We start from the raw sequence: 17874 nt of genomic DNA, 5'->3' as shown, positions 1-17874 counted from the left end.
CCGCAGTCACTGACTGCGGGGCCGCCGTCCTGCTCGGCGCCGGCCGAGCTCCTCCGTCACGACGAGGAACCCGCCGGCTGCGGGATCGTGGGGCAGGCCCTCGCGACCGGCTCGTCGGCCGGTCCTACAGGACGTCGAGCGGGACCTTCTCCGACGGCGGGGGGAAGAGCCGGTCGAGCTGCTCCAGCTCCGCCTGGCTGAAGTCGATCTCCAGCGCCGCGCGGTTCTCGATGACGTGCGCGCGGGTCGAGGCCTTGGCGACGGCGAACACGTCGGGCAGCCGCAGCACCCACGCGATGGCAAGCTGGGCCGGGGTGACCCCCTTCTCCGCGGCCAGGTCGCGGACGGCCCGGTGCTCGAGGAGCCGGCCGTGGTCGACGGGCGAGTACGCCATCAGGGGCATGCGCCTGCCGCGACACCAGGGGATCAGGTCGTACTCGGGGCCGCGCCGGCCGAGGTTGTAGAGCACCTGGTCGGTCCGGACCCGGTTGCCGCCGGGGAGCCCGACCAGCTGGTCGAGGTCGGCGACGTCGAGGTTGCTCACGCCCCAGGAGCGGATGAGCCCGCGGGAGGCCAGCGACTCGAAGGCGGCGACGGTCTCCTCCACCGGGACCCGGCCGCGCCAGTGCAGCAGGTACAGGTCCAGGCGGTCGGTGCCCAGTCGGCGGAGGCTCCGCTGGCAGGCGTCCACCGTGCCCCGGCGCGTGGCGTGGTGCGGCAGCACCTTGCTGACCAGGAAGACGTCGTCCCGCCGGCCGGCGATCGCCCGGCCGACGAGCTCCTCGGCGGCGCCGTCGCCGTACATCTCGGCGGTGTCGACCAGCGTCAGGCCGATGTCGATGCCCGTGCGGAGGGCGTCCAGCTGGGCGTCGTTCCTGCCGGGGTCCTCACCCAGGTACCAGGTGCCCATGCCGAGGGCCGGGGCGGCGGTGCCGTCGGGCAGGGACACGGTGCGCATCGTGGATGCGGTCATGCGGGGCTCCTCCAGGTCCAGCAGGACGCGCACCGCGCCGTCCGGGATGAGCAGGCGAAACCGCTCCCGGCCGCCACGAGCCGGCCGGAACGCATGGTCAGGGCAGCGGCCGTGACCGGTTCACCGACCGGCCGCACCGCCGCGTCGCGCACGCCGCCGGCCGCGTCGCCCCGGCCCCACCGGACCTGCCCGGCGGTGTCCACCCGGAGCAGCTCGCGGGCGCCCCCGCACACCGGCCCCACCCCGCGTCGCGCGGGGCGGGACCGGGCGGGCGCGGCCCCGAGGACCGCGGGGTGGGCGGCCCGTTCGGCACCCGTCCGACGGCATGCCGTTCCCCAGGTCGCGCTGGTCCGTCCGTCTCCCTGGGCGAGCCGTCACCGGTTCAGTGCACCGGCCGGTGCCCGTCGGACCCGACGTGCGCCAGCGACCTCGACACGCTCCGGGCACCGGCGTAGACCGCCCCCGCCGCGGCGATCCACGGACCACCGACGATCACCGGGTCGAGTACCTGGTGCTTGAGGTCCGTGCGGTGCTGCCCGACCCGCGACCGCAGGCCGTGGTGGGTGAACTCGGCCTTCACCCCGGTCTCGGTGATCGGGTTGTCGGGGCGGAGGGTGAGGAAGGACTTCAGGTGGTGCTCCCACGCATCCACCCGGTCGGCGAGGACGAGCAGCAGCCAGTGCGCCGTGCGGCCCTCGCTGTAGTGGTAGGCGTAGCGACGGATGACACCCGCGACGCCCGACGGCGGCTGGGCGGTCCCGAAGACCGGGGTGAGCATCCCGTGCTCGACCGAGCGCTCGCGCGGGTACTTCTCCGGCTGCCGCTCCGGGAACTCCCAGTGCGCGCCGGTGAAGTCCTCCTGGAACTGCAGCTTCGGCACCGACGGCCGGTCCTTGGGATCGAGGTCCACGCCCCAGCCGGGGATGCGCTTCCTCAGCTCGTCGGGCGAGTCGGCGATCGGGGGCTTGTGCGGTGTGTACGTCATCGGGTTCTCCTGTCGCTCACGCCGCGGTCGGGACGACGAGGGGTTTGATGATTCCGTCGAGCTTGGCCGAGAAGATGTGGTATCCCTCGGCGATGTCCTCGAGCGGCACCCGGTGGGTGACCAGCTCGCTGGGCTTGAGGTAGCCGTTGCGCACGTGCTCGAACAGCCGCGGCCACTGCCGCTTGACCGGGGCCTGGTTGGTGTGGATCGTCAGGCCCTTGTTCATCGCGTCGCCGAACTTGACGGCGCTGAACAGCGGGCCGTAGGCGCCCATCACCGAGATCGTCGCGCCCTTGCGGACGGAGTCGATCGCCCAGTTCAGCGCCACCGGGGAGCCGCCCTGCAGCTTGAGCTTGGACGAGGTGACGTGCTGGATGAAGTTGCCGTCCGCCTCGGCGCCCACGCAGTCGATGGCGACGTCGGCGCCGAGCCAGTCGGTGGCCTTCTTCATCTCGAGGACGATGTCGCCGTACTCGGTGAAGTTGTACGTCTCGGCGTGGGCGAAGGTGCGGGCCTTCTCCAGCCGGTGGTCCAGGTGGTCGATGACGATGACCCGGCCGGCGCCCATCAGCCAGGCCGACTTCGCCGCCACCAGTCCCACGGGCCCGGCGCCGAAGACGATGACGACGTCGCCCTGCACGATGTCGCCGAGCTGCGCGCCGAAGTAGCCGGTCGCCGTCGCGTCGGTGAGCAGGACGGCGTCCTCGTCGGCCATCCAGTCCGGGATCTTCGAGGGGCCGACGTCGGCGAACGGCACGCGGACGAACTCGGCCTGGCCGCCGTCGTACCCCCCGGTCGTGTGCGAGTAGCCGTAGATGCCGCCGACGGCGGTGGCGTTCGGGTTGACGTTGTGGCAGTTGGAGTACAGACCTCGTGCGCAGTACCAGCAGGTGCCGCAGAAGATGTTGAACGGCACCATCACCCGGTCGCCGACCTGCAGGTTCTGCACGGACGACCCGACCTCGTCGACGACGCCGATGAACTCGTGGCCGAAGGTGTGACCGATCCGGGTGTCCGGCATCATGCCGTGGTAGAGGTGCAGGTCCGAGCCGCAGATCGCGGCGAGCTGCACCCGCACGATGGCGTCGTTGGGGTGCTCGATCCTCGGCCGCTGCTTCTCCTCCATCCTGACCTTGTAGGGACCTCGGTACACCATCGCTCGCATCCGGTCGCCTCCTGGCGCGCGGGCCCCGGGGCTCCTGAGAGCACCACGGGGCGCCCAGCGGCCGGCTCTGCTCACCGGCCCCCCGACTCTGCGTCGGCCGTCCCACCGGGGCCACCCCAACCCGGGCTGCACGCGTCGCTCCGCCGAAAGATCGGCAGATCTACCAATGCCCGACGTCCCCCCGGTCCCGCTCTGACGGGCGCAGACGTTCACACCGCTGAGAGCTGACCGCACTGCCGGGCCGTGCCGGCCCCGCGAGGTCGGTCTGCGCGGCGCGGGCCGACACCGAGCCGGACGTCGTCCCGAACGCGCTGCCCGAGCCGTCTCCGACGGCGGCACCGGCGGCGCGCGGACCTGCCGTGAGCCCACATGTCGTTCACCGTGATCAGCCGGGTGCTCCGGCCGGTCGGAGCAGGACGACGGACCGGTCGCGCGTCAGTCCGCCCGGGAACGTGTCCGGCTGTCAGGCGCGGGTAAGTGGCTCACCGCCGAGCAGCCGGCCGGGTGAGAGCAACTCCGTGACGGCCCTGATCGAGGCATCCGCTGCCAGGGGATCTCCGTCATCTCTGCGCCATCGAGCACCAGGGGGACGACATGCCCACCAGACGCTGGCTCAAGGGCCGCAGGCTCGCTGCCCTGGCGGCCGACGGCTTCGAGAAGGTCGAGCTGGTCGTTCCACTACGAGCCCTGAAGGCGGCCGGCGCCGAGGTGGACGTCGTGTCCCTGCGGCGCGGACGCATCCGCGGGGTGAACCTGCACATGCCGGCCAGCCGGGTCCGCGTGGACCAGACGATCGACGAAGCCGATCCCGGCGACTACGACGGCCTGCTGTTGCCCGGTGGGTTCATCAATCCCGACCTCCTCCGGCAGTCCGCCCCGGCACGGGAGTTCGTCCGCGCGTTCGCCGCGAGCGACAAGCCCATCGCCACCCTCTGTCACGGACCGTGGGTGCTCGCATCGGCGGGACTCGTGGACGGACGGACGCTCACCTCCTGGCCCGGGATCCGCGACGACCTGGTGAGCGCCGGTGCCACCTGGCTCGATCAGGAGCTCGTCCGGGACGGGAACCTCACCACCAGCAGAGGGCCCCAGGACATGGCCGCCTTCATCCCCGGGATGCTCGATGCCTTCGCGAAGGCGTCACCGGAGCCGGCGACGACAGCACCGCGTCGTGAGTCCGATCCGCAACGCGAGGCGCCCGTCGGCTGGGCCATCGCCGCGCTGCGATGGTCACCGAAGCCGTCGGCCGCCGCCGTGGTGGGCATCGGCCTGGCCGCTGCCGCCCAGCGCACCCTGCACAGCCCGGCTGCGCAGAGCCGGCTGACCCGGGCGGCAGGTCGTGCCGGGTGACGTCCGCGCCTGCGGCGGCTGAGGAAGAACCCGAGGCGGCGCACCTCCACGACCCCGCCGGTGCTCCGCGGTGCACCCCCGTCGGTGGCACCGTTACCCGGCACCGCAGACAACTGCGACACTTTCGTCATCCGGAACGGGACTACTCCGTCCCGCTTCGCGGTACTCGGGCGCACGGGGGTCAGGCGTCGGCAGCGTTGAACAGACAGCGTGTCTGCCGCGGTCGCGGTCCCGGGAGCGCACATGACCGAGACCGCGGGCCTCGAACTGGCGGAGGTCGCCGCCTCGACCAGCCCTCTTCCCCAACGCTCGGAAGAGATGGTGCAGAGCCTTCGCCGCCTCGTGCCGTTCGACGCCGCGTGGCTGGCCCTCGCCGAGCCGATGAGCAGCAGCTACACGTGCGTGGCCAGCACCGACCTGGATCACCGCGCTCTCGAGTACTTGGGTGGTCCCAAGATGGCGCACGACATCGAGGTGACAGGGACCGACCGCGCCCGCCCTCCGTTGAGCGTGTCCGACCTGCCCTACCCGGCCGCAGACCTGCCGACGTGGGCCGAGTGCCTCATGCCCGCCGGCCTCCACGAGGCCCTGGCCGTTGCGCTGTTCGACAGAGGCGGGCGCCACGTCGGGTTCCTCGCGCTTCTCTACGGCGGCAAGGAATCACCCTCCCCGGTCGTGCGGCGCCGGTTGCACCAGATGACCCCTGTCCTGGCACACGGCATCGACCCGTTGCGCTCGCTGGCCGCGGCGGCGCGGGTGGTGCGGGGGGCGGCCGCCGGCGCGGTGCTGTGCCGCGACGGCGCCACCCGCCCGCTGCCCGGCCTCGGCGGCGACGCACTGCTCGCCGAGGGATCGCCCGTCGTCACCATCGCGCGCTCGTGCATCGACGACGGCCGGGTGTTCGCGTCCTTCCTCTGGCCGCGCGGAGGCCGCCACGCCCCGGACGGGCACGTCCGCGCGACCGTCCTGGCCAGTCCCGCGGAGGCATCGGGGCACCTGCTCGGGGCGGTCGTCCTCTCCCCCGTCACCGACCTGCGGGGGCTGACGCCGCGCGAGCTCGAGGTGCTCGGGTTGCTGGTCGACGGGTGTTCCAACCAGCAGATCGCCCGCGCGCTGGTCGTGGCCCCGCGTACGGTCGCTGCCCACCTCGAGCACATCCTCGTCAAGCTCGATGCGCCCACGAGGACGCTCGCCGCGGTGCGGGCCGAGCGCGAGGGCCTCTACGTGCCCCTGCTCCCGTCGCCCTGCCGGGCCTGAATCGGGCGTTCTGCCGATGGTGCTCCCCCGTCGGCCTCGGTTCCATGGGAGGACCGGGCGGTCCGCGAGGTCGCCGGGTCGGGCGCGTCCGCACGAGCGCATCCGTCCACCCGGAGGGGAGAGCATGACCACGTACGAGTCGTCCACCCGGGCGGCGGGCCCGCAGGTCTCCAGCGCATGAGTTGGCTGCGGCTCCAGCGCTTCGTCCGCACCAGCCTGTGGCTGCTGCCGATCGGCTGCCTGGCCGCGGGCGCCCTCCTCGTCGTCGGAACGCTCGCCGTGGACCAGGCGACGGGCTACCGGCTCGTCCCGCAGAGCCTGACCGGGACGCCGTCCGACGCCCAGACGATCCTGTCCTCCTTCGCCACCGCCATGGTGTCGCTGACCAGCCTCGTCCTGACGGTCACCCTGGTCGCGGTCCAGCTGGCGATGGGGCAGTTCTCGCCCCGCATCGTGGGGGCGCTGCTCACCGACCGGTGGAGCCAGCTGGCGATCGGGTTGTTCGGCGCGAGCTTCCTGGTCGCGGTGCTCACCCTCCGCGAGATCCGCGGCTCCGACACCGGCACCGTGCCCGGGCTGTCGATGCTGCTGTGCTACCTCCTGATGCTCGCCAGCATCGTCGTGCTCGTCCTGTTCGTGCACCACATCGGCCAGGGCCTGCGGGTCGCCGGCCTGATCGACCTCGTCGGCGACCGGAGCCGCGAGTTCATCGTCCGCGAGCACGGGGAGCGTCCCGCCGTCACCGGCGGCCCGGACGAGATGGTCGCCGCGCGGCCCGGCAACGTGGTCCGCGTCGACCGCCCGGCGCTGGTCGCCGCGGCCCGGCGGGCGGACTGCGTGCTGGAGCTGGTCCCCGTCATCGGGGACTTCGTCGTAGGCGGCGCGCCCCTGTTCCGGGTGCACCCGGACACCCGGTCGCCGGTGAGCGCCGACGGCCCCTCGGCCGGTCGGCTCCGGGACACCGACGTCACCCGCCACGTCCTGCTCGGCCCGGAGCGCGTGCACACCGAGGACCTCGCCTACGGCTTCCGCAAGCTCGTCGACATCGCGGTGCGGTCGATCGCCCAGCCGTTCAACGACCCCACGACGACGGTCCAGGCGCTGCACCGGCTGCACGACCTGCTGCGCCAGATCGCCGCCCGCCCGCTGCCCTGCGGGGAACACCGCGACGAGGACGGCGTGGTGCGCCTGCTCGAGCGGACCGTCAGCTGGGACGGCTACGTCCGGCTGGCCTTCGACGAGATCCGCCTGGCGGGGGCGTCGGAGCCGCAGGTGACCCGGAAGGTGTGCGCGGCGCTGGCCGACCTCAAGTCCGTGGCACCGCCGGACCGGCAGGAGCCGCTGGACCGCCAGCTCCGGCTGCTGACCGCCGCCGTCCGCCGCGCCCACGACGACGATGAGGACGTCCTCGCAGCGCTCACCCCGGACACCGAGGGCATCGGGTCGGGGGCCGACGTCACCGCCGCGCCGCGACCTCGGTCGGCTCGCGCACCGCACTGAGCCGGTCAGGCGACGGCCCGACCGTCGTCGGTGTCGGGAGCCGGACCTCCGCCTCGACGCGGCGCTGTCGCACGTCCGGCCGCACGACGGCCGGCACACCGTCGCCACGTCGCTCCTGGGCGGGAACAGCCGGGCCACAGGCAGATGCGCACGACTTCGGCGCCCACGACTGCGACCAGAGACGACTCAGGCCGTTCCCCGAGGGGGAACGGCCTGGTCATCGAGGTGGAGCTGAGGGGACTCGAACCCCTGCCCCCCCACTGCCAGGCCGTCATGATCGCGTTTACGGACGTTAGCCGAAGTCCGCACCAAGCCGCTGAGCAGCACGATCACGCTGTTCCGAGACAACAGCGGACGTAGGCGAACGGCCATGGGTTCACGGCAACTGCAACCAGGACTGCCACCACCGGGAGCTGCCTCTGCATGCTGCGGCCGACCCTGGCGGCGCGCCCACCGCTCCCGCGTGTCACTGAAGGCGGCCTTGGAGACACTCCGACCCGTGTCGGCGCTGACCGGATCGGCGCGATGCTTCATGTGGGCTGCCCCGCACCGCCGCGCGGCTCGATGAGTTCTGCAATCGCTGGTGTACAGGCCGCCGGTGGGTCTAGCGTTGCCGTGCCACTCGGTGGACATCCCTGTGCTGCGGAGTGCAGATGGACGCGGTGCGCATCGGTGTGTTGGGTGCGGCTCGGATCGTGCGGATGGCGCTGCTGGGGCCCAGCCGGAGGGTCGCCGGCGTGGAGGTCGTCGCGCTCGCGGCCCGTGACCCCGCACGAGCAGCGACTTACGCCGAGCGCAACGGCATCCCGCGCGTGCACCGCACGTATGACGACGTGCTCGCCGACCCCGCGGTCGACGCGGTGTACGTGCCGCTCCCGGCGGCTCTGCACGGGCGCTGGACCCTGGCGGCCGTCGCGGCCGGGAAGCACGTGCTCTGCGAGAAGCCATTCACGGCGAACGCCGCCCAGGCTGAGGAGGTTCTCGAGGCCACCTCGTCGTCCTCATGCGTGGTCATGGAGGCGTACCACTCGCACTACCACCCCGCGCTGGAGCGACTCGCCGCGATCCTGGCGTCCGGGGAGCTGGGCACGATCCGCACGGCCGCCGCCGCCTTCGCCGTCCCGCTGCCGCCCGGCGGCAACATCCGCTACGACCTGACGCTCGGCGGTGGCGGCCTCCTCGATGTCGGCTACTACCCGGTGCGGGTGCTGCGGGAGCTCTTCGACTCGGAGCCGGAGGTGGCCTGGGCGCGCGCTACGGCGCCGAACGGAATCGATCGACGGGTCGACGCCGGACTGCTCTTCGACGGCGGCGTCCGGGCCACCGTGCTCTCGTCACTGTGGTCGCGTCGCCTGATCGACTCACATCTCGACGTCGTCGGCGACGCGGGGCGCATGCGGGTCATCAGCCCGTACCACCCTCAGCTGCGGGTCGCGCGGATCCGAGTCCGAGGGGCCGCGGGGGTGCGGATCGAGCGCCCCGTTCGCCGGTCCACCTACGACTACCAGCTGGAGGCGTTTCGGGACGCGGTGCGCGGCGACGGGTCGGTCCCGACGGACGCCTCGGCCGCGCTGGCGCAGATGCGTGTGCTCGACTCGATCTACCGCGCGGCCGGGCTCGACCCGCGCCCCACCCCTACCGCTCCTGTCTAGCCTGGCGCGCCAAGGCGCTCGGGTACAGGATGCTGTGGAGCAATCAATCCGCGGGCCCAGTCGGCCTGGCTCGGACACCCCGAACGTGTCCCGTAGTGGGCCGCTTGAGGACACCTGCGCGTAGCACTCGCTGCCGCTCGCAGTGCTCAGTCCGGTAGGCGACAGGTGCCCCTCTTTCGCGTTGTTCGGGCCCGACCTCTGCCCATGACCGACCGAGCGGGGGGTGTCAGGCGCGCTTCTCTTGACAGTGACGGAGGTGCGCCATGCCGCGGCGTCCTGCCACTTTGCCGGCCTCGGGCCATGCCGCCTGGGATGACCTCGCGGCCTGGTGGCTGTCGCGCTACAAGCCCAGCACGCAGCGGACCTACGCCACGTACCTGCCCCGCTGGGTGCCGTGGTGCACCGGCCGCGGCATCGACCCGCTGGCGGCGCGGCGTGCCGACGTCGAGCTGTGGCTGCGCAGCGTGGCGCCGCACGGTCGGCACCGTGGGGCTCAGCCACGGCATCCCACTGCGCGACGTGCAGCGCCTGCTGCGCCACGCCCGCCCGGGAACACCCTGGGGAGCTACGACATCACCGGCGAGGCCCTGGAACGCCACGCCTCCCACCAACTCGCCGGGTTCCTCGCCGGCTGGGTCAGATGAGCCAAGGACCGGTCCGGCGCGGAGCTGGGTCTGTCCTCAAGCGGCCCACTCAGGGACAGATCCCTGCGGTGATCGCGGCTGGAGGGACACCACCTGTGCCCCGCCCCTCAACCACGGGCTGTGCACGTGCGCGGCCACCAGCGTGGTTGGGCCGGACGTCAGGGTGGTCGTCCAGGGCCTGTGACCGGCTAGCGTCACCGGATGCGGGTCCTCCTCGCCGCACTGCCGGCGTTCGGCCATCTGTATCCGCTCATGCCACTGGCGACCGCGCTGCGTGATTCCGGCGACGACGTCGTGCTTGCGACAGCCGACCCGCTCGCCTCAGCCATGCGGGCTCTGGGCTGGCGGGTCGAGGACTTCGCCTGTGACGTCGCCGGGGCTCGTCGCGAACTGTTCCGGACGCGGCCTCAGCTTGCGGAGATGCCGCCGGCTGAGCGGTGGCGTCTGGGCAACGCGCTGTTCGCCGAGGTGCTGCCGGCGACCACGGCTCCCCAGCTCGTCGACGTCGTGACGCGGGCGCGAGCGGATCTCCTGGTGTACGACGAGGCCAACCTTGGGGCGGCTGTGGCCGGCGCCGTCGCCGGGATCCCAGTCGTCCGCCATGGTCTGGGCCCGCTGCCCCGGCAGGTGCACGAGCGCCTTGCCGACACCCTGCTTCAGCACTGGCCCATGCCGGAGGCCCCTCGGCCTGAGGGAACGGCCGTCCTCGGAGCCCGGTACCTCGACATCTATCCGCCCGGTCTGCACCGCAGCCCGCCGGTGTCCCCGCTCCCCGTCGTTCCGCTGCGGCCGGTGCCCTGGAACGACTTCGGGATCTCCATGCCGGCGTGGGTGACCGCGCCCCGATCCCGCCCACTGGTGTATCTCACCCTCGGGACGGTGCCGTTCCTCGCCCTGCCCGTCCTGCGCACGGCGGCCCGAGGCCTGGCCGCGCTGGACGCCGACGTCCTGGTGGCCGTCGGTCCCAACAGCGACCCGAGCGCTCTGGGGCCCCTGCCCGAGCACGTCCGCGTGGAGCGCTTCGTCCCGCAGGCGGCTCTGCTCGAGTACGTGGATCTGGTCGTCCACCACGGGGGCAGCGGAACCACGCTCGCGTGCCTGGCGCGGGGACGCCCTCAGATGGTGCTGCCGCAGGCCCTGCCGGACCAGGCCGTCAACGCGGCCAACGTCGCTGCCGCTGGGGCGGGGGTCGTGCTGTCGCCTGACGAGGTCACCGCCGACACCGTGGCCGACCGGGCCGCAAGTCTGCTGGCCACTCCTGAGTTCGCCGCGCGGGCCGGCCGCTTGCGGCAGGAGATCGATCAGATGCCCGGGCCCAGCGAGACCGCCCCGGTCCTCCGAGGGCTCACAGCCGACCCATAGCTGCAGCGGCGCGTGGCTGGTCGGACCGGTGGTCCCCAGCGGTGGCCAAGGGCGGATGCTCACCCACTGGGAGAAGCGCAGCCCGAGGCGGCTCACGCGCACGCCGGCCGCCGGCCGCCGGCCGCCGGAACGATCAGCATCTCCGCACGGCACGGAGCACCCGGAACGCGCGGCATGGACCACCCGGAAGATGTCGATCAGGCTGCTTCATCGGCCATGACCGTCCATTCCTGAGCGGCCCAGTGTGGGACACGTCGGCGGAGCGGGACCGAGCGGACGTCGAGCGTCCGAGGGAGCGGCTCCCGGATTCCCGGCCACCGTGCCGGAGCCTCCCCTGGCGAAGGGACCAACAGTCCCAGCGCCGGGCGCTTGCTCGTATGGCCGCTCTCCGCAGCAGCACGGGGCAGGCTTGCGCGGGAGGCGCAGACGCCCCCTGCTCGTCGCAGTGGAGCACAGAACTCGTCGACGCACCGGCTGGCTGTGTCGCTGTCGGATGTGCCATCAGGACTGACACGTGACATCGACGTGATGCCGCCGTGACGGCATCGGGCGCACGCTCGGACAGCTGTCGGCGGCGTCGCGGTGGGGCCGATCGCTTCGCTACCACAGGCAGCGCTCCGGGTCCGGCAGTGGTCTCGCTCGAGGAAGTGCAACCGACGGGCGCGGTGAGGATCCGTTTCCGTGCAGCGGCACCGCCGCTCGGACGAGCAGCCTGGGGGACCGATGACATCAGGAATCTCGGGCGGTCCTGCCGACGCCGCCGACGCCGCCGACGTCGCCGCCGCGGACGTGCTCGCGGTGCCTCCAGCGCCGACAGAGCTGCGCGCGATCGCGAGCCCGGCGAGCGTTCGCCTCACCTGGTCGGACGGCGACGGTGCCGCACAGGTCACCGATCACGTCGTCATCGGGTCCGACGGCGAGGTCCGCCTGGCAGGACCGTTCGGACGGACCGACGTGACCGGTCTGGTCAACGGCCAGAGCTATGCGTTCACCGTCACCGCGGTGAACGGCGCCGGCGCCGGCCCGGCGTCGGCGCCCTCCGTTCCCGTGACGCCTCAGGCGCCGACACCGGGGAACCGGTGGGCACTGTCGACCCCCATGCCGACCGATCGCGAACGGGCAACCGCCGTGCGCCTGCAGGACAGCCGGGTGCTCGTCGTCGGCGGCGTGGTCCCCGGCGCGAACGGGTCGAACCTGTCGACCTGCGAGGTCTATGACCCGGCAACGTCCACCTGGACGTCGGCGGAGGCCATCGGCGCCGTCGCGTCCCACTTCGGGCTCACCCTGCTGCCCGATGGCCGGGTGCTGCGCACCGGCGGGTTCACTTCTGCTCCGTTCACACCGCTGGCGACCACGGAACTCTTCTCGCCGGCGACCGGTCAGTGGACGCCGACCGTCCCCATGGCTTCGCCCCGGGACGGGCACACGGCCGTGCTGCTTGCCGACGGCCGAGTTCTCGTCGCCGGCGGTGGCACGAGCACTCCGACCGGGTTCGCCGCACTCGCCTCCGCCGAGCTGTACGACCCGGCCACCGCTCAGTGGTCGACGACCGGATCACTGGCGACGGCCCGCACCAAGCACAGCGCCACCCGGCTGCTCGACGGCCGCGTCCTCGTCGTCGGGGGAGACGCCGGACAGGACGGCTTCACCAGCGCTGAGCTGTACGACCCCACCACGGGCTCCTGGACCGTCACCGGGGCCATGAGCGTCGCGCGATCGGACGACGACGTGTGCTGCCCCGGCATCGCCCGGCTACCCAGCGGCGACGTCCTGGTCGCCGGCGGCTCCAGCCCATCGGGCGCGCCGAGCAGCGTGCTGAGCAGCGCCGAGGTCTATCAGGTCGCCACCGGGACCTGGGAAGGGACCGGGAACCTGGTCTTCGGCCGAGACAGCGGATTCGACCTGGTGCCGCTACTCGACGGCAGGATCCTCATCGCCGGTGGACGCGACGACTGGGGGCCGGTCCCCTACGCCGAGCTCTACGACGAAGGGACAGGCACGTGGACCCGGACCAACGACATGCGCGTCGCCCGCTCGTCTCCCGCAACGGCCCTGCTCGCCGACGGACGCGTCCTGCTCGCTGGTGGAGGCGCGGTGGAGCCTCCGTTCGCCCTTGCCGGGTCCGCGGAGACATTCAGTTCCACCTGAACACGTGCACGGGTCGCCGAGAAATGCACGGGTGGCGACGACCGCCCGGGGCGGTCGAGTCCGCGCGGATGCTCAGCACGGCGTCTCTGAGCGGCCCACGATGAGACAGGCCCCGTCACGGCTGAGCCCCTGGTAGCGCATCGCGATTCCGCGCCGCACCTAGGCCTGCTCGGCGCCCCAGCGGGCGAGCGCGACGATCGCCGCGCGCAAGGCAAGCCCGCGATCGGTCAGCGCGTAGGCCCGGGTGTTGTGATGGAGCGGCAGACGGGTGAGTACGCCGGCCGCTTCGAGCTCGCGCAGGCGGGTCGCGAGCATGTTCGTCGGCACTCCGAGGTCGCGCTGCAGATCGCCGTAGCGCTGCGGCCCGTCGAGCAGCCGCTCCACGATCAGGAGTGCCCACCGGGCTCCGACGATGTCGAGGGCCGCGGCGAGGTCGCTCACGCGGTCGGATCGGCGTCCGGCTTCATCCAGAACGGCGAGTAGTGATAGCCGTCGAGGTCGTCGAACTGGCGCTGGTACATGAAGGGGTAGTCGTCGGTGTCACCGATCCGCCCGCCGGCGGCGCCGGCGCGCTCGGTGAGCTCGTCGACCGCCTCGCGGCTGCCCAGGTCGAAGGAGACGGTGACCTTCGAGGGCGTGTGGGGTCCGCCGACCAGCTCCTCGACGCCGCCGACGCTCGCGTACATCTCGCGGCTGCCGAGCATGACGTACTGCTCGGGCGCGATCGCGAAGCAGGACACGTTGTGATCGGACATCTCGGCGTTGAGGGTCCACCCGAGGGCGGTGTAGAAGGCGGTGGCGCGCTCGACGTTCTCGACCGGGCAGGTGATGAACAGGCTCATGCGGCGACACTTGCAAAATGCAAGTGCGACGTCAAGTCCCGGCCGCGCGCTCACGTTGGGCCGTGTTGGGAGCTTTCGTTACGGCCAGGTGAGTCTTGAACGGTGACGCGGCAGGAGGTCTGTGACGACGTGGTCCCGCATGGAACCGCTGATGCCGACGGTGACCGGGCGGTCGCGGCCGTGGACGAATCACCGGCTCGCTGCAGCGAAGAAGTCCCGGCGGCGCCAACGGCCGGAGCAGACGCCGGCCACCAAGGCCGCACGGGCGCCTGACGCTGGGCTAGCCGGTCGAGAGCGACGGACCGCGGCGGAGACCTGTGGGTGGTGCGGTGGACTGATCACCTCGAGGAGCCGTGGACCGATCCCCAGGTGGTGTTGAGCCACCTGCCGACACCGCGCCTGGGAGCAGACTAGAGCCGCCGCCTCCGGCCGCTCCGCGGTGGAGGTCGTCGAGCGACGCGTCGAGGTCCGCGTTCCCGTCGCCCCGACCCGCCGAGACTGGCCGCGGCTGCTCGGCGAGCTGGCCGGGCAGCTGGAGGGCGGCCGCGTGTACGACCGCGACCTACCCGGCCCGGCCCGGGCGCTCGAGCCCGTGCTGCAGGTCTATCGGCAGCGTGCGCGTCTGACCGGAGCCCCGGACCTGCGCTGACGACGACCTCCGGGAGGTCTCCAGTACCGGGGCGAGGCTGCGAGCTCCAGTACGCCGGGAGTCATCTCCGGTCCGCGTTCCTGTCAGGAGGACTGGAGATCGACGGGAGGCTCCTCCCCCACCGTCGCCCAGCAGGCCGCCGCAGCAGGCGCAGAATCCGGCAACAGGGTGGAGGCGGACGACACGGCTGATCCCCAGCCACTCCGGGACGTACTGCCGGCCGACCCGATCCTGCTGACGCCGAGGAAGCCGCGCAGGTGCTGCGAATCGGCAGGACGACGCTCTACGCCCTGATGAAGGCCGGCGAGCTGCGGCCCGTCCACATCGGCCGGAGCTGCCGCCTCTCGCGGGCAGAGCTCGAGCGCTACGTCCGCGGACTGGAGGCTCCCCGCACCATGCCCGCTCGTCAGTCGGCGCGCGGCCGGAGTGCCGCGGACCAGCCAGGTCTCCGCGAACTCGATCCGACGTCGCCCGATGCGGCGTGAGTCCACAGCGAGCCCGTCCGTGTCCGAACGCTCGGCCAGACTGAGCTCCTGGCCCACGACCCAGGGGTAGCCGATGGCGGGACGCGCGTCGAACGGCGAGTCGACGATCTACAAGGGCGCCGACGGGCGCTGGCACGGCTACGTCTCCGTCGGCTTCAGGCTCGACGGCAGACCCGACCGACGGCACGTCAGCAGCAAGACCCGCGGCGTCGTCGTCGCGAAGGTCCGCGAGCTCGAACGCAGGCGCGACACCGGGACGGTCGGCGAGACCTCCACCCCCACCGTCGCCTGGTGGCTCGAACACTGGCTGACCACCAGCGCGCCGCGCCGGGTGCGCCGGCGAACGCTGGAGAGCTACGAGTCCGCCGTCCGCAGGCACCTCGTTCCCGGGATCGGCAGGAACCGTCTCGACCGGCTGCGGCCGGAACACCTCGACCAGCTCTACACGGCCCTGCTCGACGCCGGCTACTCCCCCGCCACGGTGCTGCGCCACCACCGGATCCTGTCCCGGGCCCTCACCGTCGCCGTCCAGCGCGGCCACGTCCCGCGCGACGTCGCCGCCCTCGTCGACCCGCCCGCCCAGCGCCCGAGCGACGTCGCCACCGCCCTGGACCTCGCCGAGGCCCGCGCGGTGCTGGAGGCGGCGCCGCGCGTCCGCAACTCCGCCCGCTGGACTGTCGCCCTCGCCCTCGGGCTGCGCCAGTCCGAGGCGCTGGCGCTGCAGTGGAAGGACGTCGACCTGCTCGACAACACCCTCACCGTCCGGCGCAGCATCCACCGCGTCCGGGGTGGCGGGCTGGTCCACGAGGAACCCAAGAGCAAGCGCAGCCACCGCACCCTGGCCCCGCCGCTGCCCCTGGTCAGCGAGCTGCACCGGCACAAGGCCGCCCAGAACGGCGAACGGATGCTGGCCGGCTCGGAGTGGCACGACGAGGACCTGGTCTTCGCCCAGCCGAACGGCCGACCGATCGACGAGAAGGCCGACTACGACGACTGGCGGCGGCTGCTGCAGTCCGCCGGCGTCCGCCACGTCCGTTTACACGACGGGCGGCACACCGCCGCCACCCGGCTCCTCAGCGAGAACGTCCACCCGCGGGTGGTCATGGAGCTGCTGGGCCACAGCCAGATGCGCACGACGATGGACATCTACAGCCACGTCATGCCGGCACTGGCCCGCGAGGCCGCCGACCGCATGGGCGCCGTGCTGCTCATGACACCGGCGTCAACTGCAACCACGACTGCAACCAGGGACGACTCAGGCCGTCCTCCCGAAGGAGAACGGCCTGGTCACACGGGTGGAGCTGAGGGGACTCGAACCCCTGACCCCCACACTGCCAGTGTGGTGCGCTACCAGCTGCGCCACAGCCCCGTTCCTCGGCCCGCCCGGTCTCTCTCGGGCCGAACAGAACTATACGACGTCCGGAACGGCCCCCTGCGGCGGGGGTCGTCCCGCGCGTCGCGGTCAGACCTCGACCCCGCGCTCGGCCAGCCACGGCACGGGGTCGATCTTCCGGCCGTTCATCCCGCCCCGGTGCACCTCGAAGTGCAGGTGCGGCCCGGTCGACTGGCCGCGGTTGCCCAGCAGCGCGATCGTCTCGCCGGCCTCCACGTACTGGCCCGGCTCGACGAGGATCTCCTCCATGTGGCCGTAGACGGTGACGTCGCCGTTCTCGTGCAGGACGTAGACGGCCAGGCCGAAGCCGCTGGCCGCGCCGGCCCGGACGACGACGCCGTCCATGGCCGCGTACTCCGGCGTCCCGATGGGGGCGGCCAGGTCGATGCCGTAGTGGAAGGTGCCCCACCGCGAGCCGTAGCCGCTGGTGAAGCGCGCGCCGTCGACCGGCAGCACGGCCTTGGGCCGCGCCGCCTCCCGGGCGGCCTCCGCCGCAGCGGCCTCGGCCGCGGCCCGCTCGGCGCGGCTGGCCGCGACCTCCTGCAGGCGCGCCTGCGCCTCCGCCTCGGTGATCGAGGCCATCGGCATGACCTCGAGGGACTCCTCGCCGGTGGCCAGCTCCATCTGCGCACCGAGCACCGGCGTGGACCCGGACTCCGCCCCGGACCCGCCGGGCACCCCGACGACCCCGGCGCCGATCGCGCCGGCCACGAGCGCGGCGAGCAGCAGTTGCGGCCGGCGGTCGCGCAGGCCGCGACGGCCTGCGCGCGGCGCGGGGAGCGTGGCGGTCGCGGGCTCGGCGGCCGCGGCGGGGACGGGCAGGGCGGCGGTGGCCGGCGCGGGGACGTCGGCGGTGGCTTCGGCAGCGGACCGCGGGACCGGGACGACGGCGGGGCGGACCGGCGGGAAGCCGCGCAGCGGGGACACCGGGTGGTCCGCCGCGCTCCGGGGGTCGCCGGTCCGGGGACCGGGCACCGCCGCGGGGGAGCCACTGACGGGACGGGTCAGCAGACCCGCATCACTCCGGTGACTGGCCAAGGCGCGTACCCCGCTCGCTCGTGGGAAGCGGCCCGTCCGGGCCCGATCGAGTTGTATCGATCCAAACACACCGTGACCTCGCCGTGACCCGGAGTGCGGCGTGTCCGTCGGTGACACGCCGTGTGCGCTGTGTCACGAGTGGCAGGGTGGGTTTGGGACGGCGACCGCGTGGGGATGTCCGGTCTTCCGGTGTGCAGCAGCCCGCGCCGGTCCGACGAGACCGCCGGGCCGACGCCGGCCCCGCCGACGCCCGCGTGCCCACGTTTCGCGGGCGTCGTCGCGACCCACCGGCGCGACCCACCGCAGCACCGCCCCGCCGAGCCCGTCCGCCCCTCGAGGTGCGCCCCTCGATGTGCGTCCGGGAACCCCGGCGTGGTCCCATGATCGTTCCCCGCTGCGCGCGGGCGGCCGGCCGTGCGCCGGCCGAGCAC

General features: G+C 72.8%; 13 protein-coding genes, 1 tRNA gene and 2 pseudogenes. 9 read left to right on the top strand and 7 right to left on the bottom strand.

Features of this window, described 5'->3' with window-relative positions; all coding sequences use genetic code 11:
- Positions 1-124: 124 nt before the first annotated feature.
- The 3 genes from ACI8AA_RS07460 to ACI8AA_RS07450 form a co-directional block, all read right to left on the bottom strand.
- On the bottom strand, positions 125-973 hold the full coding sequence (locus tag ACI8AA_RS07460) for an aldo/keto reductase (protein WP_457043854.1): 849 nt from the start codon (positions 971-973) through the stop codon (positions 125-127).
- A 382-nt stretch (positions 974-1355) separates the two neighbouring features.
- Complete coding sequence (locus ACI8AA_RS07455; protein WP_457043853.1) at positions 1356-1958, bottom strand: hypothetical protein; 603 nt, start codon at positions 1956-1958, stop codon at positions 1356-1358.
- Between the two features lie 16 nt (positions 1959-1974).
- The gene (locus ACI8AA_RS07450) at positions 1975-3123 is read right to left on the bottom strand and encodes a zinc-dependent alcohol dehydrogenase (protein WP_457043852.1); all 1149 of its coding nucleotides are present in this window, start codon (positions 3121-3123) and stop codon (positions 1975-1977) included.
- Between the two features lie 594 nt (positions 3124-3717).
- Between ACI8AA_RS07450 and ACI8AA_RS07445 the strand changes: the two genes are divergently transcribed.
- The 6 genes from ACI8AA_RS07445 to ACI8AA_RS07420 all read left to right on the top strand — a co-directional run bounded on the left by ACI8AA_RS07445 (position 3718) and on the right by ACI8AA_RS07420 (position 13036).
- Positions 3718-4473, top strand: coding sequence for a type 1 glutamine amidotransferase domain-containing protein (locus ACI8AA_RS07445; RefSeq protein WP_457043851.1), 756 nt, complete (start codon positions 3718-3720; stop codon positions 4471-4473).
- A gap of 243 nt (positions 4474-4716) precedes the next feature.
- Positions 4717-5730: a response regulator transcription factor gene (locus ACI8AA_RS07440; RefSeq protein ID WP_457043850.1), complete on the top strand. Its 1014-nt coding sequence runs from the start codon at positions 4717-4719 to the stop codon at positions 5728-5730.
- Between the two features lie 177 nt (positions 5731-5907).
- Positions 5908-7230, top strand: coding sequence for a DUF2254 domain-containing protein (locus ACI8AA_RS07435; RefSeq protein ID WP_457043849.1), 1323 nt, complete (start codon positions 5908-5910; stop codon positions 7228-7230).
- A 653-nt stretch (positions 7231-7883) separates the two neighbouring features.
- A complete protein-coding gene (locus tag ACI8AA_RS07430; protein ID WP_457043848.1) occupies positions 7884-8882 on the top strand; it encodes a Gfo/Idh/MocA family protein in 999 nt (332 codons plus the stop codon).
- Between the two features lie 845 nt (positions 8883-9727).
- Positions 9728-10888 carry a glycosyltransferase gene (locus ACI8AA_RS07425; protein WP_457043847.1) on the top strand — a complete coding sequence of 387 codons (1161 nt, stop codon included), beginning with the start codon at positions 9728-9730 and terminating at the stop codon, positions 10886-10888.
- A 681-nt stretch (positions 10889-11569) separates the two neighbouring features.
- A complete protein-coding gene (locus ACI8AA_RS07420) occupies positions 11570-13036 on the top strand; it encodes a kelch repeat-containing protein (protein ID WP_457043846.1) in 1467 nt (488 codons plus the stop codon).
- Between the two features lie 159 nt (positions 13037-13195).
- Here ACI8AA_RS07420 and ACI8AA_RS07415 read toward each other — a convergent pair whose 3' ends face one another.
- Both ACI8AA_RS07415 and ACI8AA_RS07410 read right to left on the bottom strand, forming a co-directional pair.
- Positions 13196-13477, bottom strand: coding sequence for a winged helix-turn-helix transcriptional regulator (locus ACI8AA_RS07415; protein ID WP_457043845.1), 282 nt, complete (start codon positions 13475-13477; stop codon positions 13196-13198).
- On the bottom strand, positions 13474-13878 hold the full coding sequence (locus tag ACI8AA_RS07410) for a VOC family protein (RefSeq protein ID WP_457043844.1): 405 nt from the start codon (positions 13876-13878) through the stop codon (positions 13474-13476). The genes ACI8AA_RS07415 and ACI8AA_RS07410 overlap by 4 nt, the downstream gene beginning before the upstream one ends.
- A 439-nt stretch (positions 13879-14317) precedes the next feature.
- On the opposite strand from ACI8AA_RS07410, the gene ACI8AA_RS07405 reads away from it, so the two are divergent.
- From ACI8AA_RS07405 to ACI8AA_RS07395, 3 genes and pseudogenes are all read left to right on the top strand, one after another.
- Positions 14318-14527 carry a hypothetical protein gene (locus ACI8AA_RS07405; protein WP_457043843.1) on the top strand — a complete coding sequence of 70 codons (210 nt, stop codon included), beginning with the start codon at positions 14318-14320 and terminating at the stop codon, positions 14525-14527.
- A gap of 251 nt (positions 14528-14778) precedes the next feature.
- A pseudogene (locus ACI8AA_RS07400) lies at positions 14779-15012 on the top strand (helix-turn-helix domain-containing protein); the annotation flags it as partial.
- A 73-nt stretch (positions 15013-15085) separates the two neighbouring features.
- Positions 15086-16111: pseudogene (locus ACI8AA_RS07395) on the top strand (tyrosine-type recombinase/integrase); the annotation flags it as partial.
- A 197-nt stretch (positions 16112-16308) separates the two neighbouring features.
- Here ACI8AA_RS07395 and ACI8AA_RS07390 read toward each other — a convergent pair.
- Positions 16309-16381: transfer RNA gene (locus ACI8AA_RS07390), tRNA-Ala, on the bottom strand.
- 93 nt (positions 16382-16474) lie between these two features.
- Positions 16475-17332 (bottom strand): M23 family metallopeptidase, encoded by an 858-nt coding sequence (locus ACI8AA_RS07385; RefSeq protein ID WP_457043842.1) that lies wholly within the window; start codon positions 17330-17332, stop codon positions 16475-16477.
- Positions 17333-17874: the final 542 nt, after the last annotated feature.

This window comes from Geodermatophilus sp. SYSU D01180 (assembly GCF_054050415.1).
Note: the sequence above shows the minus strand (reverse complement) of the source record. Positions and strands in the feature narration are given on the sequence as shown.